Origin of the sequence: Edaphobacter sp. (assembly GCF_028283685.1) — a bacterium.
Taxonomy (GTDB): domain Bacteria; phylum Acidobacteriota; class Terriglobia; order Terriglobales; family Acidobacteriaceae; genus Edaphobacter.
The window spans coordinates 33,549-56,401 of record NZ_JAPWKF010000003.1 but is presented as its reverse complement, the minus strand read 5'-3'; the positions used below and the strand labels follow the sequence as shown (position 1 = coordinate 56,401).

Genomic DNA, 22,853 nt, shown 5'->3' with positions numbered 1-22,853 from the left:
TACAACTCCAGCGAGCAGGCTCGCCGGGGACCCCGGTTTCTCCACGGCGCATCGCGTTGCGATCCTTCGATAGAAATGACAGCGTTGTGGGTGGGGGGCCTGTTGGTAGAGTGCAGATGCGGACGGAATGCGGGGATTCCCCGGCTTCGCTGCGCTCGCTCGGAATGACACTTCCGGGTTGAACCGGCGCTCTCGACTTGAGTGGTGCTGAGGGCTTGAATGGCGCTTCCGTTTGATTCGCGGTGGCAACGGATAGACTGGATGGATTATGAGACGCCTGTTCTGGATGCTGTTTGGCTTCAGCATCGCTCTACTGTTGATCGGTTTCTATGAGGCTGTCTTCGTTGCTCCGGTGGAAGCGACGATGGGCTCGATCTATCGGATCTTCTATTGGCATGTGCCGATCAACATCTCGGCGGAGATCTTTCCGTATGTGAATATGCTGGCGTCGATCGCGTTTCTTTGTGTGCGCGGGAAGCGGCCGGTGCTGGCAGCGAAGCTGGATGCTCTGGCGGTGGCGACGGCCGAGGTGACGGTGCTGTATGTGGGGCTGGGCCTGATTACGGGGATGCTGTGGGGTCGGCCGGTGTGGGGCATCTGGTGGACGTGGGATGCGCGGCTGACGAGCTTCCTGATGCTGTTTCTACTGTATGTGAGCTACCTGCTGGTGCGCCGGTTCTCGTCGCAACAGTCGCCGGTGATTGCGGCGGTGCTGAGTGTGTTCGCGGGTATCGATGTGCCGATTGTGTTTATGAGCATTCGATGGTGGCGAACGCAGCATCCTGCGCCTGTGCTGACGGGGGATGGTTCGCTGGACCGGTCGATGTGGCCGGCGTTGTTGTGGAATATGGCAGCGTGGTTCTTCTGGGGATGCACGCTGATCTGGGCGCGGTATGCGATTGCAGTACGTGAGGAAGAGGCTGCGGAGTCGGCGGCCATGAATGCGCTGGAGGCCTGAGCATGGAAGCGACGGGAAACACTATGCATTTTTTGTGGGCCGCTTATGTGGTGGTGGTGGTGGCGAATGTGGGGTTCGCAGTGTGGCTTTGGGGGCGGTGGGCGGCTCTGGAGCGGGAGAAGCGTAAGGGCTGATCTCGGTGCGGCTTTTTGTGGATGGCTGATGGTGGCAAATCCACGTCTCAGAATCGAGACGTGGGCGCTCGTATTTGTGGCGCGGTTGCGGGTGGGTTTGCGGGTGGTGGTCGAACAGCGGGTTTCTCCACTGCGCGGCTTTGCCGCTCCGGTCGAAATGACAGCTTGGTGACTGGGTGGGGTTTTTTGGTGAGGCTGGTGGGTGGGTGAGGCCGGGTGGGGTTTACGCGTTCGTGCGGAGCCACGCGCGTATTGGTTTGTCGTAGGCAACCATGACGACGTAGGCGACGGCGAGCATGAGGAGGGTTCCGCAGGCGACGGTGGGGCCTAAGCCTGTGATGGCGTGGCCCTGGGTGGCGAGGTGGTGTTTCTGGGCGAGGTCGCCCCAGATCCAGATGACGGAGTAGTGCGTCATGTAGAGCGGGTAGGAGAGTTCTCCGGAGAACTTTGCGAGGCGGTGCATGCGGGGGGAGATGGTGGCTCCTGCGCCGAGGGCTACGAGGAGCGGGAAGTAGAGGATGATGATGGCGGCCTCGCGGACCCAGGCGCCGCGGACGTAGGGCGAGATGAGGGCGAGGACGAGCAGGAGGCTGAGCGCGAGGAAGCCGAGGCGTGTGCGCGGGCGCCAGTTCATGCGGTAGACGAGGAGGCCGGCGAGGAAGGAGAAGGCGACGCGGGCACCGCCATCCCAGAAGTTGCTGGAGCTCCAGCCACCGGAGAGATTGCCGGAGAGGTGGCCGGCGTAGCAGAGCAGGATGGCGGCGAGGAAGGTGAGGACGGCGAGGGTGTTGCGGCGAAGGCGATAGAGGACGAGGCTGAAGACGATGTTGGCGATGTACTCCCAGAAGAGGGACCAGGCGGGCGCGTTGAGGGTGAAGAGATTTCTGCTGCGCTCGGGCATGGCTCCCCAGGGGAGGAGGAGGATGGAGGCGAGGAAGATCATCGCGACTTTGCCGGGGCCGTATCCGGGGATGATGCCATAGGGGTTGGCGTAGAAGGCGATGAGGCCGAGGACGGAGCCAAGGATGACGAGCGGGTGCAGGCGGATGAGGCGCGACTTGAAGAAGCGTCCCAGGCCCATGGTGGCGATACGGTCGTCGTAGGCATAGCCGAGGACGAAGCCGGAGAGGCAGAAGAAGAAGTCGACGGCGAGGTAGCCGTGGCCGATCCAGAGCTTGCTGTAGTCCCAGATGGCCATCTCCATGAAGTGGAAGATGACGACGAAGAGAGCGGCGACGCCGCGCAGGCCGTCGAGGACGACGAAGTGGGGTTTTGTGGTGAGCGCGGAGTTCGCGTTTGCTGCCGGTTGGTCCTGCACCTGGGTGTTGCTCTCCTTGGGCGATGGGCCTTGTGGATAGGGTCTCACGCAGGAGCGGCTGCATGAGGGCTTCTTTCCCGTCCGGCGGAGATGAGACGAGGGGCCATGAGGATGCTGCACAGAGGATGCCCGGCTGCTTGAAGATCGATTGCGATCAAGGCGTCTGCTGGTTAGTTTGCAATGAGCGCGGCGAGGAGGAGGAGTGCGTCAGACGCTCCCAGTTGCCGTGAGCGAACAGTTCTTTCTGCTCGATCGAGAGGGCAGCGTCGGTGAGGAAGGAACGTGCTCCGCCGCCGGGCCGGTACTGGTAGGGATAGTCGGTGGAAAACAGAATGCGCTCCGGCCCGACGAGCTCGAGTGTGCGTTGCAGGTAGGACTGGCTCCACATCCCGCTTGGAGTGACGTAGAGATTCTGGCGGACGTAATCGGAGACGGGCCGTTGCAGTTCTGCGACGCGGGCGAGTGAGTTCAGGCGCTCGAGATAGAAGAGGACGACCTCGCCCCAATGGCCGAGGACGATCTGGAGATCGGGATACTGATCGAAGACGCCGGCGAGCATCAGGCGCACGAACTGGATGCCGGCCTCGTAGTGCCATCCGAGGGCGAAGGTCGCGAATGCGGTGTCGGTCAACTCGCCGAACCCGGAGTAGTAAACATCCCTGACGGCGCGCTGCGGAATTTGAGGATGCACGAAGAGGGGAACACCGAGCTTTGCAGCGGTTGCGAAGAGAGGACGGAGATCAGGGTGATCGAGGTTTTTTTCGCGGGTGCGGCCACAGAGCATTGCACCGGCGAATCCGAGGCGCTGCACGCATCGCTCAAGCTCGAGCGCAGCATCGGCTGGTGCGGCAGTGGGCAATGTGGCGAAGCCCTGGAAGCGAGTGGGATGGTTCGCGATGGTGGCGGCGACGAGATCGTTGGTGCGCCGCGCGAGGGTGACGCTCTCTTCCGGTTCGAGGTTGTGCAGAGCCGGCGTGGTCACGGAGAGGACCTGCACGTCGACGCCGCCTTCGTCCATGAGCGCGATTCGACCTTGTCCGAGATCGTTGAGGCGCTCCTCGATGTCACCGCGATCGAAGCCTGCGACGCCCTCCTGTCCGATGGAGGATGCTGCCCACGCTGCGCGAATTTCAGTGGTTACGAAGTGCTCTTCGATAGCGATCAGTTTCATCTGCGTGATCTCTTTTCTTCTGCCGCGGGATGGGCCCGGCAGCGCAACACTCTTGTTCTGATGAGTAGTATGACGAGAAGTAATTATCAGTACCATAGCCATAGATGAATAAGGCTCATGCAAGAAATGGATAATCTGGAGCTCGATAAGATTGACTTCCGCTCCCTGCGTCTGCTGAACGTGTTGCTGGAGACGGCGAGCGTGACGAAGGCAGGAGAGGCGCTGGCGATCAGCCAACCCGCTGCGAGCCGCGTGCTTGCACAGTTGCGGCTTGCCTTGGGAGATCCGTTGCTGGTGCGGGGACGGCGCGGCAACACGCTGACGCCAAGAGCGGAGGCGTTGCGTCCGCTGGTGGCGGAAGCACTCGATGCCGTCTCCACGCTGTTTGTGAAGGATGCGTTCGAACCAAAGAGCGCGAAGCTGCGGCTGAGGGTTGCGACGACCGATTATGGAGCCGCAACGGTACTTGCACCGTTGGCGCGGCAGCTGGCCGTGTCGGCTCCGGCTGTCACCATCGAGATTGCGCCGTGGAGTGCGCAGACGCTGACCGCCCTGGAGAGTGGCCGATTGGACCTGGCGTTGTACGCGGAGAGCAAGCTTCCGGAGAACTTTCATTCTCGCGCGCTGTTTCGAGACAAGTACGCCTGCCTGGTTCGTCGCGGCCATCCCGTGCTGAGCAAACTACGGCGCGACGGCAGTATGAATCCAAGGGCCGCTGCGCTTTACCCGCAGATCGTGCTGCTGTACCCGGACGGCGACCAGTTAGTTGGCGAGGATGTTCTTACGCAGCTGGGTCATCCTCCGGAGCGGATTGCGATGAGGACACCGTACTTCACATCGGCACCTCTTCTGCTGTCGAACACGGACAACATGATTCTGCTGCCTTCGCTGCTGGCGCGGACGCTGACGAAGTCGGCGCCGGTGGTACAGGTCGCGCTTCATGCCGATACGGAGTTTGGCTATCGATTGATCTGGCACGAACGCACGCAGAAGGATCGAGGGATTCGCTGGATACGCACGCAGATCTACAAGCTGTTTTCGCGCGCGGAGACGGGAGCGGAGGATCGTGTTCGGGAACGGGATGCCTGACCGTGGACAATTCTGTGAGGTCGCGCACAAGGTGGGTGATCGGCCACCAAAGCCGGCCCAGCGTATCTTATGACGCCCATCCGCCCCGGCAAATTGAGGGGATGGGCATCAACATGCGGGCTCAGCGTGTCGCCAGACCGCGAACGCCGTAACGCTCGGCTGAATATTTGTGAGACAGGTTCGGAGCCAATGCGATTCGTGCCGCGTTGAACTTATCCCAGTCCGCGACCTCCGGCAATGCCGGAATGGTCACCAGCTCACCGCGATCGAATGCAACGAGAGAAGCATCCACCATCTCCTCCGAACTCATGACAATCTCGGACGGAAGGTTCTGATGGCCGCCAATGCCAGCGCGATCCCAGAACTCCGATGCCGTTGCTCCAGGCAAAACCGCTTGAAGCTGGATGCCCTTGTCTGACACTTCTTTGTGAAGCGACTGGGTAAGGTTGAGCACAAAAGCCTTGGTGCCGCTATAGACGCCATTCAATAACTCTGGATTCAGTGCAACGATCGATGCGATGTTGATGATGGCACCGTTCCTGCGTTCCAGAAGACCGGGAAGCACAGCCTTGGTCAAGCGAAGGAGCGCCGTGATGTTTAGTTCGATCATGTTCTCCATCTGGTCCACATCGGAATCGAGCAGCGTCGAGACCCCGCCGAAACCGGCGTTATTGATGAGAGTCGTGATGGATGCATCCGTCTTCAGGCGCTCCTCAATCCTGCGAAGGTCAGCCTTATTCGTAAGATCGGCAGGGAGCGCTTCGACCTTGCGCCCGGTAGCAACGGAAAGTGAGGTCGCGAGTTCGGTCAGCAGTTTGCCGTTGCGTGCGATCAGGATCAGATCGTAGCCGCGCTTCGCGAGACGGTCTGCGTAGACGGCACCGATGCCGGTGGATGCTCCCGTGATAAGGGCTGTGCCTTTTGAGGAAGTGCTTGAGTTCGACATTTGGATCTCCTTGGAACTGAAATGAGGCGGACCGATTTGGCGGTTCAGGAATAAGAGTAGACCGGTTGGTTAGTAGATTCAAAAACCTTCTCCTTTTTTTGATCCTGAACTCTACTTTTTAAGCAGAACGTCAAAGATGAAATGAAGAAAGTTCTTCAGCGGGCTGCTGTTCTGCTCGGCTTTCATCCGAACCAGTGCGCCTTCATAGCTATTGAGAATGAACTCCGCAAGCGGCCCGGGTTTTGTCGACTTCGGGAGATCTCCCTGCCTGATCGCCTGGCGAAGCACATCTGCGATTCCGTCTTGCCAGCCGGTATACATCGATTGAAGTTGAGCCTGTAGCCTCGGGATATGGTCCGCAATCTCCAGACTCATCGCGCCGATGAGACATCCTGCGCTCTCACCCGGCTGTCCATACACTGAGATCAACTCCTCAAAATATGTTCGCAACCGTTTAAGCGGAGGGACAAAGGTGTCTCCCAAAAGCCTCTGCGCCCGCTCTCCTTCTTCCCTGGCATAGCGCTCAAAGAGCTCGCCTACAAATGACTCTTTGCTTGGGAAGTAATGATAGAAGGAGCCCTTCGGCACCTGAGCGAGATCAAGGACCTCCTTCACTCCAGTTGCCGTATAACCAGTGGCGCGGAGTTGCCTTAGACCAACTTCGAGGAGATGCTCGCGGGTTGTGGACGTCGTGGCCATGGCTCTAATAATAGACTGGTCGTCTACCTGATTGTACACACGACATGGCAATACAACTCATGTCATCGTCACGATTGATGCCCGGCTATGTCCACGAGATCGGACCCTCGACCACAGCTCTTCAAAATTCCATCTGCGACAGATACCGACAAACACGCTTCTGTTTACCACCCGGCCCGACACGCCCGACGATTCGGGTTCTCGGGAAGGATTCGTATCGATGCCTAGTGACGCGTTTGCGCCGTGTGGCGGTCTATTGGGTGGGGGAGACGGCGTCGAGAATGGTTAGTTTTTCGCCGGTGGTTTGTGTGCCTACGCTGGACATGGTGACGAGGACGGTGGTGCCGGGTTTGAGTTCGGCGTGGACGTCGTCGTAGAACTGGCGCGGCATGCGAACGCGGTTGAGGATGGCTTCGTCGACTGCGCGGCCCTTGTCCTCGTCGTGGCCGGGGAGGCCGATGTAGATCCAGCGGAGCTTGCCGTCGGCGCCTTTGGAGAGGGTGATGACGTGGGAGCCTTCGTCGTTGTCGTTGACCTGGGCGACGGAGCGGCCGATCTCGATGCCATTGCGAAGGACGACGATGCGCTGGTCCTTCTTGGAGATGATGATGGTGAGCGGGCCGGTGGGGGCGAGCTCGGGCTGCCAGCGGAACTGGGCGTTGTCGAGGTGCTCGAAGGTGACCTGCTGGCCTTTGGCGTCCATGGGTGCGAGGAGGCTGGCGTCGGTGGTGGTGATGTGGTTGACGGCGTTGCCTTCGACGACGACGGTAGCGCCGAGGGTGGTGATGGTGAAGAGCTGCTGGGAGAAGGTGTAGGGCAGGTGGATGCAGCCGTGGCTTTCGGGGTAGCCGGGCAGGCCGCCGGCATGGAGCGCGACACCGCCCCAGGTGAGGCGCTGCTGATAGTACATGGGCGCGTTGTTGTAGAGGTTGGAGTGGTGGTTCTTATCCTTCTGCAGGATGGTGAAGACGCCGATGGGGGTCTCGTGTCCTTCTTTACCGGAGGAGATGGTGGAGACGGCGATGCGGATGCCGTTGCGGTAGACGGTGGCGCGCTGGCGGGAGAGGTCGACGTAGATGAGGACGGGGCCGGAGGGTGCGACGCTGCGAGGCCCAGACCCATTCGCCGGGCTTGAGGCCGTCGGCGATGCGGGCGAGCTCGACGGGGGAGGAGACCCTGGCTCCCTGTGCGACAGCGGCGATGGGGGTGAGGACTACGGCGAAGAAGAGGAGGATGCGGGGGACCATTCTTGCTCGAACTCCGGTGTGGTGGGGTTGGGGAGATTGTCGCATGGAGTGGAGTTGCGCCGGTCAGGAGGCCTGCTGCCTTCCTGCGCAGGTGCAGGGGGTTATTCGATTGGAAGCCGAATCAGTCTACTGACGACGAGTTGTCTTTGGGGCGGAGCTCCATGTCGGCGGTTGGGGTGAAGCCGAGGGAGCGGTAGAGGGACGCTCCGTCTTTGGAGGCGGTGAGGGTGATGCGGTCGAGTCTTTCAGCTTTGGCCCAGGAGAGGATCTCGGAGATGAGTGCGCGAGCGAGGCCTCGGCCACGGTGTTCGGGGGCGGTGTAGACGTTGGCGATGTGGCCCCAGCGGCCGGTGCGGAGGCATGCGGGGAGCGGGCCTTGTTCGCGGAGGTGGATGCCTCCGCTGGAGACGACGATCTCGTTGTGCGGAGCTTCGTCGTGCAGGGTGAGCCAGCCGATGTATTCGCGGTCGACGAGGAGGCGCTCGAACCAGGGTGTGCTGGAGTGGAGGAGCTGGTCGAAGGTGTGCTGATCGAGCGCGGCTTCGGTGAGGGCGTTCATGTCGCGGAACATGAGGGCGCGATGGAGTGCGAGGACGGAGGCGTCACCGGGTTGGGCGAGCCGGATGGTATAGCCGGGCGTGGCGATGGTCCGTTTCATGACGGGGATCTCCTCGGATGGAAGTGGATCAGGGGATAGATCGATCGGGTGAGTGGGTTCAGCGTTCCATCGGGCGAGGGGTTTGTCAATGAATTGCTTGCGCAGGGAATTGCTTGCGCAGGGAGAGGCTTGCGGTGTGCAAATGCTCGTGACGCGGTTACATATTCGCCGGACACGAGGCGTGGGATTGAAAGACGTTCGACGCGTGGGGCTTAGAGGGCTTTGTTGACGAGCTGCCAGATGCGGGCGAGGTGGTGGTCGTCGTGTTCGGCGACGAAGTAGAGGTGGTCGACGAGGCGCATGGGGGTTTTGAGGCGCGGGTGGGGGATGGTGCGGGTGTAGGGCGTGTCGTCGAGGGCGGCGAGGCGGTTGAGGAGTGCGATGCGATGGGTGCGGAAGTCGAAGAGGATGTCTTCGAGGGGGCGGGCGTTGTGGTGGGCGTCGTCGGTGCGGCGGTTCTGGAGGTCGGTGAGGGTGAGGATGTCGGTGCCGGCGACGAAGTCGTTGACACGGGCGAGCCAGAGAGGCTCGAGGTCGAGGAGGTGGCCGGCGTGCTCCTGCGGAGACCAGCCGGGGCGCGTGTCGCCGGAGGGCTGCGCGGTGATGGTGGCGTGGGGGCGGTTGCGGAGTGCCTCGTCGAGGCGTGCGGGGGTGCCGCGGAGGCGGGCAAGCAGGTTGGGCAGGAGTTCAGCGGGAAAGGTGAAGTCGAAGCGGCGTTCGAACCAGGCTGGGATCCGGGTCATGGGGCTAATGATAGAGAGCCGTGGGCGGGTTGGGAAGGGTTGTCGTGCCCTGGGGAGCCGGTAGCGGTCAACCGGTAGCGGTCGAGAAGCAGGGTCCTGCTTTAGTGGTTATCGATGAAGCGGAGGGTGCGGGTGAGGGTTTCGTCGCCGGAGGGGGTGAAGAGGTTGAACTGGAAGTCGTGGTGGAGGTGGTTGCCGGAGGGGTAGAAGAGGGTGTCGGCGAGAACGCCCTGGCGGGTGAGTTCGCGGGCGAGGTCAGCGGACTGCGAGGCGAGGGGATCGGCGTCGCCTGCCACGATGAAGGTGGGCGGGTAGCTGGGGGTGAGGTGGTGAAGGACGGAGGCGCGGGCGAAGAGGGGCGTCTTCGCGAAGTTCCGGTTGCCGGTGTAGGAGCGCAGGGCGTTGCGGACGAAGTAGCCGTGGATGCCGTGGAGATCGAGGGCGTTGAAGTCGTAGACGCCGCCGAAGAGCAGGACGCCTTTGAGCTGGTCGGCGTGGAGGGCGGGGCGGATGCGGAGGGCATCGGCCTCGTGGACGGAGGTGACGATGTTGGCCATCTGCGCGGCGATCTGCGCGCCTGAGGAGTTGCCGGCGAGGAAGATGTGCGAGGCGTCGATGTGGAGACGGTCGGCGTTGGCCAGCATGTAGTTGAGCGCGGTGTTGAGGCCGAGCAGAGGCGCGGGGTAAAGGTTGGCGGGCGCCAGAGGATAGTTGACCGTGACGACGGTCATGCCGTGCGAGGCGACGATGCGGGCGTAGTTGGCGATGTCGTTTTTATCGCCGGAGATCCAGCCGCCGCCGTGGAGCCAGATGAGAGTGGGGGCGGGGTGGGGTGCGCCGTCGTAACGGGCGGTGGAGTAGACGTCGAGGTAGGCGTCGGGGTCGGAGGCATCGTAGTGCTGATCGCGCTGATCGTAGAGATTGGTGGGGATGCGGTTTTCGAGCCGGTGGTAGGAGCCGCGCGCGCTGCGGACGAGGAAGATGCGGGCGACGAGGGCTCCGGGCCAGGGGCTGACGCGGTCGGCGGCCCAGAGAAGGATGCCGAGGGTGAGCAGCGAGGCGATGGCGAAGAGAAACAGATGGGCGAGTTGCTGACGCAGCGGGCGTGCACTTCTTCCGACGGATTGATTTGTGACGACGTGCATGCAGACTCCGAAACGAGCTGGAGGGAGGGGGGCCCTTGATTGTCGGGGAAGTGTTGTCAGAATACTCCAAATAAGACCTGTGGAGTGTTATATTTCGCGCGTTCGGGATATGCCGGGTTACGGCGAGGTGAGCGATGCGACGGGGATGGATTGCGGGGTTAGCGGCAGTGGTTGCAGCGGTTCTGATTGCGTGCAGCGGGTTACGGGGGCAGGTTCCGGCGCAGCCTGCGACGGCGGATCATCCGGCTCGTCCGGAGATGCCGGTGCGCGATCCTCATGCATCGGGGATGGTGGAGGCGAAGGAGTTGCCGGACGGCGTGGTGCCTTCTCCGCGCGAGGATGGGAACTTCATCCTGGGACCGACGCATGATGCGGCGAAGGAAGCGACGGTGTCGGGCGACGTGCCGCACGGCAGGGTGGAGCACTTCACGATGAACTCAGCGGACAGCCACTTTTACCCGGGGATTGCGCGGACGCCGGGGACGTATGGCGCGCCGGACCCGAATCATGCGGAGCGGATGATGGTGCCGTCGAGCCACAGGGCTGCTTACACGCGGACGGTGACGGTGTATGTGCCGCAGCAGTATGTGAAGGGCACGGCGGCTCCGTTGATCGTGGGCGCGGACGGACCGGATGCTCTGCTGTTCACGGTGCTGGACAACCTGATTGCGGCGAAGAAGGTTCCGGCGATGATTGCGATCTCGATCGGCAATGGCAGTGGCGATGCGCAGGGGTCGGAGCGCGGGCTGGAGTACGACACGATGTCGGGAAAGTATGCGGAGTTTGTGGAGGCGGAGGTGCTGCCGGAGGTGGAGCGCCGGTATGGCGTGACGCTGACGAAGGACCCGGAGGGACGAGCAGTGACGGGCAACAGCTCGGGCGGGTCGGCGGCGCTGGCGATGGCGTGGTATCACCCGGAGCTGTATCACCGGGTGCTGACGTACTCGGGTACATATGTGAACCAGCAATGGCCGTGGAGTGCGGCGACACCACATGGGGCGTGGGGATTTCACGAGACGCTGATTCCGAACTCGCCGAAGAAGCCGCTGCGGATCTGGATGGAGGTGGGAGATATGGACCTGCTGAACCCGAATGCGATGCGCGACAACATGCATGACTGGGTGGAGGCGAATGAGCGCATGGCGAAGGTGCTGGAGGCGAAGGGGTATCCCTACCAGTTTGTGTTTGCGAGGAATGCGGCGCATGTGGCGAGGGCAGTGCGGGCGCAGACGCTGGGTGAGGCGCTGGAGTATGTGTGGGCCGGGTATGGTGGCCATTGAGGTAGCAGCGGGGTCGAACAGCGGGTTTCTCCACTGCGCTGCGCTTCGGTCGAAATGACAGTTTTGAGTGGGCGGTGGTGGTGGTGAAGCCACGTCTTAGAGGTGAGACGTAGAGCGCCCGGCGGTTGTGGCTGGCCCACTCATGTCGCTTTGCGCCATGAATGGGGCACCCGGCCGAGATGACGGTTTTGGTGGTGATGGTAGCGAACGTCTCAGAGTGAGTTTCAGCGGAGGTTGAGGGTCACCATTGCGGTGAGGTCTTCTTCTTCGAAGAGGAGGTCTGCCGTACGGCGGGAGTGCTGGTTGGAGAGAGCGTGGATGAGGGTTGCGGCAGCGGCGAGGCCCAGCAGCAGCAGCGTGGTGTTGGAGGGGTGGGTGAGGGTGCGGCCCTCGTAGCCTGCGGCGTCGCGGATCCACTCGATGGAGGCGAAGAGGGCGATCCAGAAGGCGAAGTGGAGGTTGGCCTTGCCGGGGAGGTAGGAGCAGGCGAAGGCGATCTTGCGAAAGGTGAAGAGGCATAGCTCGACGAGGAGCGCGCCGAAGAGGGCCATGATGGCGAGGTGTTCGGCGACGGCGAGGATGGTGCCGCGGCCGCGAAGCAGCCCGGCGCCGAGCAGAAGAAGCACGGCGGGCGCGGTGGCAAGCGTGAAGAAGGAGAGGCGCGTGGCGTGGTGGTATCGCCAGGCGGGGCGCACCTGGGTGGCGCGGAAGATCCAGTTGGCGCGGAGGGTGATGGGGATGCCGACGACGATGCGCAGGGCGAGGGCCGTGAGCGCGATGGTGAGGATGCTGGAGAGCAGGTAGGTGAGGCTGAGCGGGAGGGGCTGGGTGTGCCCTTCGGCGAAGCGGAGGCCGGTGTTGGCGAAGCGGGTGTGCAGGAAGCCGAAGATGATGGTGAGTCCGATGCCGAGGTAGACGCTGAGGATCATGCGGTGCAGCCGGCTGCGGGTGAGGGTGCGCAGACTGAAGAGCGTGACGACGGAGGCGAGCGAGTTGCCGAGGGGGAGCGAGCGGCTGCGCATGGCGGGGACGATCTCTGGCTGCTCGACGATGCGGGGCAGCATACGGAGGTAGGAGAGCAGGAGCGCGGCGACGGCTCCTGCGGCGGCGATGCCGAGGGCGGCCCAGGCCCGGTGGGCGAGGGGGACGAGCTCGGGTTGCAGCGAACCGTTGAGCTGGTTGAAGAGGCCGAGGAACCAGTAGCCGGGGAGCAGGTGCAGGGTGTGCTGGTTCGCGGGCGCGAGGAGCGCGGCGGGAGAGTTGAAGGAAGGCCCGAGGAAGTAGTTGGTCATCAGCAGGCAGAGCAGGCCGGCCTGCAGGAAGGCGGAGAGGCGCAGAAAGATCTGACGTGGGAGAAGGTTGGCGGCGAGTCCCTGGATGGCGAGGAGGCAGAGGACGGGGAAGGCGGCGGCGAGCGCGATGGTGAGCCAGTAGACGGGAAGGGTGCGGAGGAGGCTGAAGCTGCTGCCGACTCCCACGGCGAAGACGAGCGGCCAGCTGAAGCCGGTGAAGAGATTGAAGGAGGCAGCCGGCGAGGAGGGGTCCGGCGAAGAGGGCGGCTATCTTGGCGGTGAAGAGGGTGCTGGAGCGGACGGGAAGCGGGCCGAGGACGAGCATGTCGCGGCGGTCGGGGAAGGCGGAGTCCCAGCCGAGGACGGCGATGATGCCCGCGATGGTCATGGAGGTCTCGATGAGGAAGTGCTCGAACATGTAGGCGAGCGGATGCGGGATGGCGGTGCGGCCGACGAGGAAGATGGGCACGGGGAAGCTGCAGAAGAAGCTGATGGTGACGAAGACGGCGGCGAACTGTCCCATGAGGCGCGAGGGGTCGCCGTCGGCGGAGAGGAGTTCGAGGTCGATGACGCGGAGGAGGAAGACGCGGTAGAGGACACGGAGGGGATGCCAGCGGTTGGTGAGGGTCGGGTTCATGGGCGACTCCGGTCTTTGGGGTGGTGGTCGGGGTGATTCGGAAGTTGAGAAGCGGGTCTCTCTTCGCTTCGCTTCGGTCGAGATGACTGCGGTTTCTTTAAAGTTTGTGACTGCGCTTTCGTTTGGCTTCGGTCGAGGTGACTGCGCTTCTTGAGAGTTTGTGGGTGGACCTGCTCATGTGGTTTTCTTCAGCGTTTTGTGGCGGGCCCACTCATGTCGCTTCCGCGCCATGAATGGGGCACCCTGGATCGCGGCGCTCGGAATGACAAACGACGAAGAGCGAGGGGATTGATGGTGTGGTGCGTGCGCTTCCCTTCTCAGGTGTGGATGAGGTTGACGATCTCGCGGGAGACGGCGAGGTAGTCCTGCTCGATGGCCAGCTGGGCGAAGATGTCTTCGAGCGAGGGGAGCTGCATGAGATTGCGGAGGTTGTCGATGGAGTCGTCGGCGACGACCTTGCCGCGGTGGAGGATGACGACGTGCGCGCAGAGGCGTTCGACGGTCTCAAGCTCGTGGGAGCTGAAGAGGACGACCTTGTTGCAGCGGGCCAGCTCTTCGATGAGCGAGCGGAGGATGAGGGAAGATCCGATGTCGAGTCCGGAGAAGGGCTCGTCGAGAAGGATGAGCTCGGGGTCGTGCATGAGGGCGGCGGAGAGGAGGATCTTCTGGCGCATGCCCTTGGAGTAGCTGCTCATGGGGACGTCGCGGTCGGAGTAGAGGCCGAAGAGGCGCAGCAGGCCGCGGATGCGGGTGCTGGCGACGTTGCGGTCCATGTCGCGGAGCTGCGCGACCATGACGAGATACTCGATGCCGCTGAGGTGGGTGTAGAGGTAGGGCTCTTCGGGAACGTAGCCCATGACGCGGCGGAAGCCCATGAGGTCGTCGCGGATGGGTTGGCCGTTGAAGGAGACGTGTCCGCTGGAGGGCTCGATGAGGCCGGTGATCATCTTCATGGTGGTGGACTTGCCGGAGCCGTTGGGGCCGAGGTAGCCGGTGACCTCGCCGGGACGCGCGGTGAAGCGGATGCTGGAGGCGACGTGCAGGCCGGAGTAGGACTTGGTGAGGTTGACCAGCTCGAGCATGGATGAGCTCCTGAAATTGAGTAGGTGAGACGGCTTGGCGAAATGAGTTAGCCAGCTAATTTGTTGACTGCGTCCGTTCGTTCGCAGCGGGCAGCGTGGCGATGAAGGTGTCGATCTCGCTGAGGACCTGGGCTTCGTTGGAGCGGAAGACGTAGTGGTTGGCGTTGGGGATGCGGACGACGTGGGCGGAGGGGACCTGGCGCTCGAAGGCGAGGGCCTGATTCTCGGTGCTGCGCTTGTCGTTGGCTTCCATGGCGGCCTGTCCCTTGGGGTTGCCCTTAAACATCGAACTGAGGTCGTGCGGCGAGACGAAGATGACGAGTGCGGGAGAGCTGATGGTGTCGAAGCGCTGCTCGCCGTTCATGATGGCGGCGCCTACAGGCGGAGGTGGGTGACGCGGGCCGGGCGATGGCGGCGGCAGGTCTTCTACCGTGTGGCGCATGGAGGCCGCTTCCTTCTGCACCTGCTGGAGTGCGGCGATGAGATCGTCGAGCGCCTTCTTCTGATCCTGCGGCGGCGCTGCGCCGGGAACAACGGTGCTGAGCTGCTGGCGCAGGTCGCTGACGTCGAAGAAGAAAGCGCCGTTGAGCTGATCGTAGAGAGCGTAGGGGTAGCCGGCGTCGAGATAGATGAGGCCTGCGACTTTGTCTGCGTGCCGGGCGCCGATGTAGCTGAGCTCTTCGCCTGCGATGGAGTGTCCGGCGACGATGGGCTTGTCGAGATGCAGTGCCTCGATGACGGCGAGCACGTCGTCGCCGAGACGCGCCGCGCTGTAGTTGGCGGTGACCGGATCGGGCTTGCTGGAGTTGCCGAAGCCGCGGCGGGTAATGCCGTAGACGTGATACTTCGCGGCCAGCTTTGGAGCAAACTTGTCGAAGACGTGTGCATTGTCACCGAGGCCGGTGAGGAGGACGAGTGGACGGCCGGTGCCTCCCCAATCGAGGACTTCGAGCTTCACGTCTTTGTCGACGGCGATCATCTGCGAGCTGTGCGCGAGGGCATCGGTCTTCCAAACCGTGTTCGCGGTGGCGCGCTGGAAGACGAGCGGTTTGGGTTCGCCCTGCGTCATGGTGCCGGTGATGGTGTTGCCATCGGCGCTGAGCTTGCCTTCATACGAGGCGTGGAAGGTGTCGATGGAGAACTTCAATGTCCTGCTATCGAAGGTGATGGCGGTGACGGGCGCGGGGTCGGGCGTCTGATCGATGCTGTAGAGGGTGCCGTGGAGCGCGTCGCCGGCGCCTTTGTCGATGTTCAGAACGACGCGAAGCTTTTCGCCTGTGTCGCCTGTGCCCTGCCAGGTGCCTGTGATCTGCTGTGCATGCAGCGTCGTTGTCACGACGAGGAGGAATGATGCTGCGATGAACTTCTTCATGCTCTCTCCCTCCCTCTGCGCGCTGTGCGTGTCGTGGTCTATCGGTCTGCGTGATGAAGGTGGTGGTGCTGCTGATGGCTGCTGGTGAAGAAGAGATCGCTGATGGGAAGGACGACGCGCGGGGCGACCATGCTGAGGAAGAGGCCGATGCAGAGGATGCCGCAGATGATGACGAGCCAGGTCTGCGCGATGCGTTCGGAGGGGAGCGAGGAGTCGATCTCGATGTAGATGGGGCCGGCGGGCTCGGGCTGCTGGAAGTAGGGGCGGATGTTCTGCACGAGGATGGAGCGGAGGCCGTCGAAGAAGAGCGGAAGGGCGTGGCCGCTGCGTGCCTCTTCGTCGAAGATCCAGAGCATCTCGTTGCCGAACTCGGCGCGAAAGTCGATGGGGTGAAGACGAAGGATGGCGCGGTAGGCGAGGCGGAGTGATTGGCTCATGCTTTGCGCGGGCTCCTTCCGGTGAGGCGGAGGCGGGCTTCAAGGACGATGCTGTGCATGCGTTCGACCTCGGTGGAGAGCGCGGCCTTGCCGGCGGTGGTGAGGCGGTAGAAGCGGCGGTCGTCGTCTTTGGCGCGGGCGGAGCGGGGGGCGTCGATGACGAGCTTCTGGTCCATGAGCTTCTTGAGGTTGTCGTAGAGGGTGCCGGGGCCGATGCGGTAGTTGTCGTCGGACTCGCGGGCGATCTCCTGGATGATGCCGTAGCCGTGGAGGTCTTCGCGGGCCAGTGCGAGAAGGATGTAGAGAGCGGCGGTCGAGAGCGGGGCGTCGGGTTTCATGGTCGGAAACCGACTATATCGAATGGCGACTGGGTATGCAAGTTTTTTTGTGGAATGCTGGAAGGGGGTTTTGGGCTGTGGGGCTTCCGTGGTCGAAAGGCGGAGTCTCTCCACTGCAGCTTCGCCTTCGGTGGGGATGACGGTTCTTTTGTTTGGGCAGGGGTGGGGTGGGTTCATGGCTGGGTGGTAAGAAAAGCGGATTCCTCCGCTACGCTAAGGGATAACAAACGAAGGGGAATGACAAACGAGAGGGGTTGTCGAGGTGGCTGGGTGAAGTTGTTGCAATGAATGCGGTTGCTGATGAGGTGGGGCGCAGGGGCGGGAAATGCGGAGTGGGCAGGCATCGCCGGTGGCAATGAATGATGTCTTATGGGTTGGGGTTGTGCGTCATTACTTGCGGGCGGTTGGGTTGCTTGCGCTTGTTTCGTTGTTTCGCCTGGCAATTGCGGTTTGCTGTAATTGCGGTTTGCTGAAGGATGGGTGAGTTTCGATGCGCAATCTGTTTACTGGGCGTTTGTTGATGGTTTCGAGCGTGCCGATGGCTTCCGGCGTTGCCGGCAGGCGGGCGCGTGGGGTGATGTGCGTGCTGGCGCTGGGCTGCGTGATGGGCGGCATCGCGCAGGCGCAGGTTCCGGGCAGTCGGGTGGACAGCGACGGCGATGGGTTGAGCGATGCGCTGGAGCAGACGCTGCTGGACAAGTTTGTGCCCGAGGTGATGGTGAGTGGCCAGGACTGTTCGGCGATGCCGGGCGAGCTGCTGACGAATACGGCGACGCCGTATGTGCTGGCCGATAACGGCACGCTGTATGGACAGGCGACTCTGCTGGAGGAGAAGGGACGCGGCGCGCTGAAGGCGGCGGCGGTGTCTTCGGCCTCGTCGGCGGCTGCGTTTACGCCTTCAGCGGCAGCCTCATCGGCTACGGCGGGAGCGTCGTCGGTGGTGGCACTGGGTTCTCTGCGTGGCCGAAGGATCGAGCTGCACTACTACTTTCTGTGGCGCACGGACTGTGGGCGCCTGGGGCATGCGCTGGATGCGGAGCATGTGTCGGTGCTGCTGACGGGCGGCACGGGCGATTCGGCGGAGGGATGGCGCGCGGTGTACTGGTATGCGGCGGCGCATGAGGATACGGCATGCGATGCGAGCCAGCTGACGCGGGCCTCGGCGCTGGGCGCGGAGGATCATGGGGCGCGGGTGTGGCTGTCGTATGGGAAGCATGGATCGTTTCTGAACCATGAGCTGTGCCGGAAGGGTTGCGGCGGGGATCGGTGTGAGTCGATGAAGCGGATGGCGGTGCGTTCGGTGATCAATGTGGGCGAGCCGAATGCACTGATGAACGGCGCGATATGGGCGAAGTCGTCGCAGTGGCCGCTGCTGGAGAAGATGCAGCGCAGCGACTTTTCGGCGGCAAGGGTGGAGCGCCTGGAGGCGCTGCCGGAGAGCGATGTGGCGTGGGCGGAGCCTTCAAAGCGTCCGGTGCAGGCGGCGATCCGCGGGGGGAATGCAGGTGTCGACGGGACATTGGTTGGAGCGAATTCAACGGCGAATGCGCTGAGCCTGAGCGATCGCCAGACGAATACGGCGCTGGTGCTGGCGAACAACAAGACGGGTGCGGCGCTGGACACTGCAGCGCACAGTACGGGCAAGGCGCTGGGGAAGAGTGCAAACAGCGTTCGCGATGCCGCGGGGAGTGCGTGGCGGCATACGGGTGGGGCGCTGAAGAAGGATTCTTCGGAGACGGATTGAGTTTGTAACTTTGGTGGGGGATTTTTGGTGGGTGGGGATTAGTTGCCACACGCTGCTTTTGTGGGTGCATGGGCATCCTGCAAACCCACATCTGGCGTGACCAGATATGGGGCCCCGGCTGGGTGGAGTTTGGTGGTTGAGAAGCAGGTCTCTCCACTGCGCGGCTACGCCGCTTCGGTCGAGATGACAGTATTTAGTGGTTGTGCTTGGTGGGGTATTTAGTGGTTCTGCTTTGTGGGGTGGTTTGGGGTTGGAAATCAGGGTGTTGGGGGAGCGGGATTATTTGTAACTTTTATGGGAGCAAAAAGGGGGGAGCGGTTTGCGCCGCTCCCCCTTTTTTGTTTGCGCGAGTTTTCTGTTTGCGCTGCTTTGCTATTTCTTTGGCAGGGGGACGGCGTAGAGGTGGAAGGCGCCGGGGTCTTTGTCGGGGGTGTTGCGGTAGGCCAGTTTGCCTTCGGCGACCCAGGCCATGCCTTTGGTGGCGGTGACGGCGGGGGTCAGTTCCATGCCGTCCTTGAGGGTGGTGATCTCGGCGCTGGACTTGTCGGCGCCGATGGTGACGATGTCCATGTGGCCGTCGCCTTCGGCGAGGAGGAAGCGGTTCTTGCCGAGGGCGCGCATGCCGTCGGGCCTGGAGATGGCGCGGGAGAGCTTGAGGTCGGTGACCCTGGTTCCTTTGCCGTCGGGGCCGAGGTCGACGCGGAGGAGCTTGTTCTTGCGAACGCTGTTGACGTAGAGGGTGTGCTTGTCGCCGAAGCCGAGGCCGTCGATGCCTTCGAGGAGCGGGTCCTTGATGGCGACTTCGAGGGTGGTGGCGCCGGGGCGGAGCATCATGACGGTGGCGAGCGAGGTGTCAGCGATGTAGACGATGCCTTTGGGGCCGACGGCGAAGTCGTTGCAGAAGGAGGCTGGGCTGAGGGGGTAGCTGCCCTTGGCGGCGCCGGTCTTGAGGTCGAAGGACTTGGCGGCGACGTCGGGGGACTTGTCGCTCTTGTCGGAGCAGACCCAGAGGGTGTTGCTCTTCTCGTCGGCGTAGACACCGAAGACGGAGTTGAGGCCGTTGGTGCCGGCGGGGATGAAGACGGTGACGTCGGTGGAGTTGTGGGGGATGCGGCTGACGGTGCCTTTGCCGAGGGAGCCGATGAAGAGGGTTCCGTCTTTGAGCGAGGTGATGCTCTCGGTGTAGAGGTGGTCGCCGGGAAGGGTGATCTGGGTGAGTGGGTCGGCGGCGTGCAGAGCGGCAGGCGCGAGAGATGCGCCGAGGAGGAGCAGGGTCGAGCAGAGATGCCGTGTCATGGTGCGTCCATTATGAGCCTGCGGAGGGAGGGTTGGGGTATCGATTGTTTTGATGTTTGAGATAAGCGGGTGAACCCGGAGTGGAGGGTGGGGCTGGGTTGGCCGAACAGCAGGGGTCTCCACGGGGTTGAACGGCAGGTCTCTCCGCTGCGCTTCGGTCGAGATGACTGCTTTTCTTGAAGAGGATTCTTGAAGAGGATGTGGCTGGCCCACTCATGTCGCTTCGCGCCATGAATGGGGCACCCGGCTTCGGTCGAGATGACGACAGTGGGTGGTGGGCTTGTGTTGGGTGGGGTCAGGCGGTGAAGGTGCGTCCGAGGCCGAGGGCGGCGAGGCCGCGGCGGTAGGCGATGGAGCTGCGGTCGGCGGGAAAGTGGGCCTCGGCGTGGAGGTCGAGGGGGAGATCTTCGGGGTACTGCTGCTCGACGATGGCCTGGTCTTCGGCGAAGACGGTGTGGTTGAAGTCGAGGGTGTCCTGCAGCGGGCCGTCCTTGTCGAAGTTGCGGCAGATGGGGACGAAGAGGCGGGTCTTGCGGGCGGAGACGGGCGAGGCGGCGTTGAGGATGTGCAGCTCTCCGCCCTGGGGGAAGAAGACGGTGAGCTTGGCGGTGAACGGCAGGAAGGCCTCGAAGCGGCGGCGCCAGAGGAAGCCGGGCGGATTGAGGTGCTTGAAGTCGACGGAGTAGTTGCTGACGGTGGAGATGTAGTCGGCGACGAAGCCGTGGGGCGTGGGGGTGACGGGATAGTCGGGGACTTCGGGGTTCTGCGACTCGCCGAAGGTTTCGAGGTGGACGAAGGCGAAGTGACTGACGTCGAGGAAGCCTTCTATCTGGCGACCGGCGGCTGCTTCCATGGGGACGCTGTTGGGGAGGACCTGGAGGTAGTCGGGATCATTCCACTCGTCCATGACGGGCAGGGTGGTGGTGTCGTCTTCGACGAGCTGGACCCAGACGAGACCGAAGGCCTCGCGGGCGCGGAGCATGTGGAGGCGAAGGCGCGGGGAGATGGCTCCGTTGGGATGGGCGGGGATGCAGGTGCAGCGGCCGGTGGGGTCGTAGCGGAGGCCGTGGTATTTGCAGATGATCTCGTCGCCTTCGACGTGTCCCATGCTGAGGGGCGCGCCGCGGTGGTAGCAGATGTCTTTGGCGGCGGCGATGGTGTTGTCGGTGAGGCGGTAGAGGACGACGCGCTCGTCGAGGAGGCGCGCGGCGTAGGGCTGGCGGGTGATCTCGTGGGAGAAGGCGACGGGAAACCAGTGGGGTGCGAGGGCGCGCCAGTCGGACTCGGAGAAGCTGCAGTCGCGGGGCAGGGTGACGGGAGGCTTTGCCGGATCGGGCGACGAGACGATGTGGAGCGGGGACGCCATGGGACATTATGGCCTCTCCGGGGAGCGGCTTCAATACGTTGCGTGATCAGCGGCTGGGTTGTGTGTGCCTCAGCGGTCAGGAAGCGTCATCTATCTGAAAGCCTCAACGATTATCTGGAAGCCTCAGCGATTATCTGAAGCGTCAGCGGTCGGGGACGGGGTCGAGGCCGCCCTTGGCGAAGGGGTGGCAGCGGGCGAGGCGGCGCAGGGCGAGCCAGGTGCCGCGGACGGGGCCGAAGCGGGTGAGCGCGATGTAGGCATACTCAGAGCAGGTGGGGAGATAGAGGCACTGCGAGGGGCTGAGGGTGTGCAGCACGGGGGAGAGGACGTTCTTGTAGAAGCGGAAGATGGCGAGCGCGGCTGGGGAGGGTTCTTCGGGCATGGCGCTGAGTGGATGACTTCTATCGAGTGTATTTCTGCAGCCTGAAATGGGCGAATTCGATGCCAGCGACCTACTTTTTCGGCCGGGATTTTCGTTCCTGGCGACAAACGGTGGAATGGAAGCCTGAGGATTGAGCTTCCGTCCTCACTACACCTCCAACGACACCCTCCTCGAAAGCCTTCCGGCCAGCCCCGGTAGACTAAAAGCGATACCGTGAAACTTCATCCTGTCATCTGGTTCCGCAAAGCCGCGATTTGGATCATGGCGGTGCTCAAACCCTTCGGTATCTGGGGTCTGGGCGGCCTCTCCTTCATCGATTCCGGTATCTTTCCCATCCCGCCCGCCTTCGACCTCGTCCTCATCGGTTACGTGAACGGAAACCGCCCCCGGCTTGTCCTTTACGCGCTCGTGGCCGCATTCGGCTCTGCTCTCGGCAGCCTTATCCCTTACTACATCGCACGGGCCGGAGGAGAGATCTTCCTCCTCAAACGCATCAACCGCAAGCGATACGAGCAACTCCGCGACCGCTTCGCCCGGCAGGAGTTCTTCGTCATCGCCATTGCCGCGATGTTGCCCACACCCTTTCCGCTGAAGGTCTTCGAGTTCGCAGCCGGTGTCTTCGAGGTGAAGCCCCTTCCCTACGCTGCCGGTATCTTCTGCGGAAAATTCCTCCGCTTCCTGCTCGTCTCCATCATCGCCGTCGTCTACGGCGCAACCATCATCCACACTGTTCATCGGGAGTTCGATGAACACGCCGCCCTCTTCCTCACCTGCGCCGGCCTGCTGCTCGTCGTGCTTGCCGTGTCTATCACTCGCAGACTCTTCGGTCGCCGCCGCAAAACCAACGCTGACGGCGAAGAAGACACGTCGTCGGATGCCGACTTGGTTTAGGCACGACGGCTCCTGTCCAACACTCTCATCCAAGCTCATCGCTTTCACAAGCCGACATAAAGTGATTCCGCTGCCTTGAGACTGACTGTTGTCTGCGCAGGCGCGCGTTGAAATGACAAGGGGTAGTAAGTCGGATGGAGTTACCTGGTGGCGGTCTTCTGGATGGTGCGGAAGACCTGGGCGACCTCGCGGGTGAGGGCGGCGAAGTCGAGATCGATGACAGAGCGGCGGGGGTGCAGGATGACGTCGACCGGGGCGGTGAGTTCGGGGAGGTTTTTGCGCACGGCCTCGCGCATGCGGCGCTTGATGCGGTTGCGGTCGTGGGCCTTGCCCATAACCTTGCCGACGGTGAGGCCGATGCGGGGGCTGGGCTCGGTGAAGGTGCAGTCGGCCGGACGTGCGGCGACGAAGAAGCTCATCTGTTTGGAGAACTGCTTACGGCTGGCCTGGTAGACGCGCTGGTAGTCGGCGTGTTTGCGCAGGCGGAAGATGAGCGGGGTCATGCTTTGAGTTTAAACGCTTTGCCGGTGCGGGTGGGATACCGCAGGGGGGCTTGGTCGAAGAAAGCAGATTCCACCTCTACGCTGTGGAGTGACAGGACTCGCCTTCGCTGGAGGCTGCGTTTCGT

Annotated in this window: 25 protein-coding genes; 7 read left to right on the top strand and 18 right to left on the bottom strand. The window is 62.8% G+C overall.

Features of this window, described 5'->3' with window-relative positions; all coding sequences use genetic code 11:
* The first annotated feature begins 268 nt into the window (after positions 1–268).
* Together ccsA and PW789_RS04745 are read left to right on the top strand one after the other, a co-directional pair.
* A complete protein-coding gene (ccsA, locus tag PW789_RS04750) occupies positions 269–958 on the top strand; it encodes a cytochrome c biogenesis protein CcsA (protein ID WP_299372187.1) in 690 nt (229 codons plus the stop codon).
* Between the two features lie 2 nt (positions 959–960).
* Positions 961–1,092: a hypothetical protein gene (locus PW789_RS04745; protein WP_299372185.1), complete on the top strand. Its 132-nt coding sequence runs from the start codon at positions 961–963 to the stop codon at positions 1,090–1,092.
* Between the two features lie 223 nt (positions 1,093–1,315).
* Here PW789_RS04745 and PW789_RS04740 read toward each other — a convergent pair whose 3' ends face one another.
* Positions 1,316–2,458, bottom strand: coding sequence for an acyltransferase (locus PW789_RS04740; RefSeq protein ID WP_299372182.1), 1,143 nt, complete (start codon positions 2,456–2,458; stop codon positions 1,316–1,318).
* A gap of 106 nt (positions 2,459–2,564) precedes the next feature.
* The gene (locus PW789_RS04735) at positions 2,565–3,581 is read right to left on the bottom strand and encodes an amidohydrolase family protein (RefSeq protein WP_299372180.1); all 1,017 of its coding nucleotides are present in this window, start codon (positions 3,579–3,581) and stop codon (positions 2,565–2,567) included.
* A 117-nt stretch (positions 3,582–3,698) separates the two neighbouring features.
* On the opposite strand from PW789_RS04735, the gene PW789_RS04730 reads away from it, so the two are divergent.
* Positions 3,699–4,670: a LysR family transcriptional regulator gene (locus tag PW789_RS04730; RefSeq protein WP_299372178.1), complete on the top strand. Its 972-nt coding sequence runs from the start codon at positions 3,699–3,701 to the stop codon at positions 4,668–4,670.
* A 121-nt stretch (positions 4,671–4,791) separates the two neighbouring features.
* Here the strand turns inward: PW789_RS04730 and PW789_RS04725 are convergent, their stop codons facing one another.
* From PW789_RS04725 to PW789_RS04695, 7 genes are all read right to left on the bottom strand, one after another.
* Positions 4,792–5,616, bottom strand: a complete 825-nt coding sequence (locus PW789_RS04725) for an SDR family oxidoreductase (RefSeq protein WP_299372176.1) — start codon at positions 5,614–5,616, stop codon at positions 4,792–4,794.
* Positions 5,617–5,727: 111 nt separating this feature from the next.
* Complete coding sequence (locus PW789_RS04720) at positions 5,728–6,354, bottom strand: TetR/AcrR family transcriptional regulator (protein WP_299372174.1); 627 nt, start codon at positions 6,352–6,354, stop codon at positions 5,728–5,730.
* 214 nt (positions 6,355–6,568) lie between these two features.
* Entirely contained in the window at positions 6,569–7,393 is an 825-nt protein-coding gene (locus PW789_RS04715) for a L,D-transpeptidase family protein (protein ID WP_299372300.1), read from the bottom strand.
* Positions 7,311–7,562, bottom strand: coding sequence for a hypothetical protein (locus PW789_RS04710; protein WP_299372172.1), 252 nt, complete (start codon positions 7,560–7,562; stop codon positions 7,311–7,313). The genes PW789_RS04715 and PW789_RS04710 overlap by 83 nt, the downstream gene beginning before the upstream one ends.
* A 121-nt stretch (positions 7,563–7,683) precedes the next feature.
* Positions 7,684–8,220, bottom strand: coding sequence for a GNAT family N-acetyltransferase (locus tag PW789_RS04705; RefSeq protein ID WP_299372169.1), 537 nt, complete (start codon positions 8,218–8,220; stop codon positions 7,684–7,686).
* 212 nt (positions 8,221–8,432) lie between these two features.
* Entirely contained in the window at positions 8,433–8,963 is a 531-nt protein-coding gene (locus PW789_RS04700; RefSeq protein WP_299372166.1) for a DinB family protein, read from the bottom strand.
* Positions 8,964–9,064: 101 nt separating this feature from the next.
* On the bottom strand, positions 9,065–10,108 hold the full coding sequence (locus PW789_RS04695) for an alpha/beta hydrolase (RefSeq protein ID WP_299372163.1): 1,044 nt from the start codon (positions 10,106–10,108) through the stop codon (positions 9,065–9,067).
* Between the two features lie 134 nt (positions 10,109–10,242).
* On the opposite strand from PW789_RS04695, the gene PW789_RS04690 reads away from it, so the two are divergent.
* Positions 10,243–11,388 carry an alpha/beta hydrolase-fold protein gene (locus PW789_RS04690; protein WP_299372160.1) on the top strand — a complete coding sequence of 382 codons (1,146 nt, stop codon included), beginning with the start codon at positions 10,243–10,245 and terminating at the stop codon, positions 11,386–11,388.
* Between the two features lie 224 nt (positions 11,389–11,612).
* On the opposite strand, the gene PW789_RS04685 is transcribed toward PW789_RS04690, so the two are convergent.
* Positions 11,613–12,866: a hypothetical protein gene (locus PW789_RS04685; protein WP_299372157.1), complete on the bottom strand. Its 1,254-nt coding sequence runs from the start codon at positions 12,864–12,866 to the stop codon at positions 11,613–11,615.
* Positions 12,867–12,894: 28 nt separating this feature from the next.
* Between PW789_RS04685 and PW789_RS04680 the strand changes: the two genes are divergently transcribed.
* Entirely contained in the window at positions 12,895–13,353 is a 459-nt protein-coding gene (locus tag PW789_RS04680) for a hypothetical protein (protein ID WP_299372154.1), read from the top strand.
* A 281-nt stretch (positions 13,354–13,634) separates the two neighbouring features.
* Here the strand turns inward: PW789_RS04680 and PW789_RS04675 are convergent, their stop codons facing one another.
* From PW789_RS04675 to PW789_RS04660, 4 genes are read right to left on the bottom strand one after another with little or no spacing between them, the layout of a single operon-like run.
* A complete protein-coding gene (locus tag PW789_RS04675; protein WP_299372151.1) occupies positions 13,635–14,399 on the bottom strand; it encodes an ABC transporter ATP-binding protein in 765 nt (254 codons plus the stop codon).
* 55 nt (positions 14,400–14,454) lie between these two features.
* On the bottom strand, positions 14,455–15,771 hold the full coding sequence (locus PW789_RS04670; protein WP_299372148.1) for an alpha/beta hydrolase: 1,317 nt from the start codon (positions 15,769–15,771) through the stop codon (positions 14,455–14,457).
* A gap of 38 nt (positions 15,772–15,809) precedes the next feature.
* Positions 15,810–16,208, bottom strand: coding sequence for a hypothetical protein (locus PW789_RS04665; RefSeq protein ID WP_299372146.1), 399 nt, complete (start codon positions 16,206–16,208; stop codon positions 15,810–15,812).
* Entirely contained in the window at positions 16,205–16,546 is a 342-nt protein-coding gene (locus PW789_RS04660) for a PadR family transcriptional regulator (protein ID WP_299372143.1), read from the bottom strand. The genes PW789_RS04665 and PW789_RS04660 overlap by 4 nt, the downstream gene beginning before the upstream one ends.
* A gap of 490 nt (positions 16,547–17,036) precedes the next feature.
* Here PW789_RS04660 and PW789_RS04655 point away from each other — a divergent pair, with 490 nt between their 5' ends.
* On the top strand, positions 17,037–18,290 hold the full coding sequence (locus PW789_RS04655) for a hypothetical protein (RefSeq protein WP_299372140.1): 1,254 nt from the start codon (positions 17,037–17,039) through the stop codon (positions 18,288–18,290).
* Positions 18,291–18,662: 372 nt separating this feature from the next.
* Here the strand turns inward: PW789_RS04655 and PW789_RS04650 are convergent, their stop codons facing one another.
* The 3 genes from PW789_RS04650 to yidD form a co-directional block, all read right to left on the bottom strand.
* Positions 18,663–19,586, bottom strand: a complete 924-nt coding sequence (locus PW789_RS04650) for a hypothetical protein (protein ID WP_299372137.1) — start codon at positions 19,584–19,586, stop codon at positions 18,663–18,665.
* A gap of 295 nt (positions 19,587–19,881) precedes the next feature.
* Positions 19,882–20,952 carry a Rieske 2Fe-2S domain-containing protein gene (locus PW789_RS04645; protein WP_299372134.1) on the bottom strand — a complete coding sequence of 357 codons (1,071 nt, stop codon included), beginning with the start codon at positions 20,950–20,952 and terminating at the stop codon, positions 19,882–19,884.
* 142 nt (positions 20,953–21,094) lie between these two features.
* Positions 21,095–21,334, bottom strand: coding sequence for a membrane protein insertion efficiency factor YidD (gene yidD / locus PW789_RS04640; protein ID WP_299372131.1), 240 nt, complete (start codon positions 21,332–21,334; stop codon positions 21,095–21,097).
* Positions 21,335–21,547: 213 nt separating this feature from the next.
* On the opposite strand from yidD, the gene PW789_RS04635 reads away from it, so the two are divergent.
* Positions 21,548–22,225, top strand: a complete 678-nt coding sequence (locus PW789_RS04635; protein WP_299372128.1) for a VTT domain-containing protein — start codon at positions 21,548–21,550, stop codon at positions 22,223–22,225.
* Positions 22,226–22,365: 140 nt separating this feature from the next.
* On the opposite strand, the gene rnpA is transcribed toward PW789_RS04635, so the two are convergent.
* The gene (rnpA, locus tag PW789_RS04630; RefSeq protein WP_299372125.1) at positions 22,366–22,728 is read right to left on the bottom strand and encodes a ribonuclease P protein component; all 363 of its coding nucleotides are present in this window, start codon (positions 22,726–22,728) and stop codon (positions 22,366–22,368) included.
* Between the last annotated feature and the right edge of the window lie 125 nt (positions 22,729–22,853).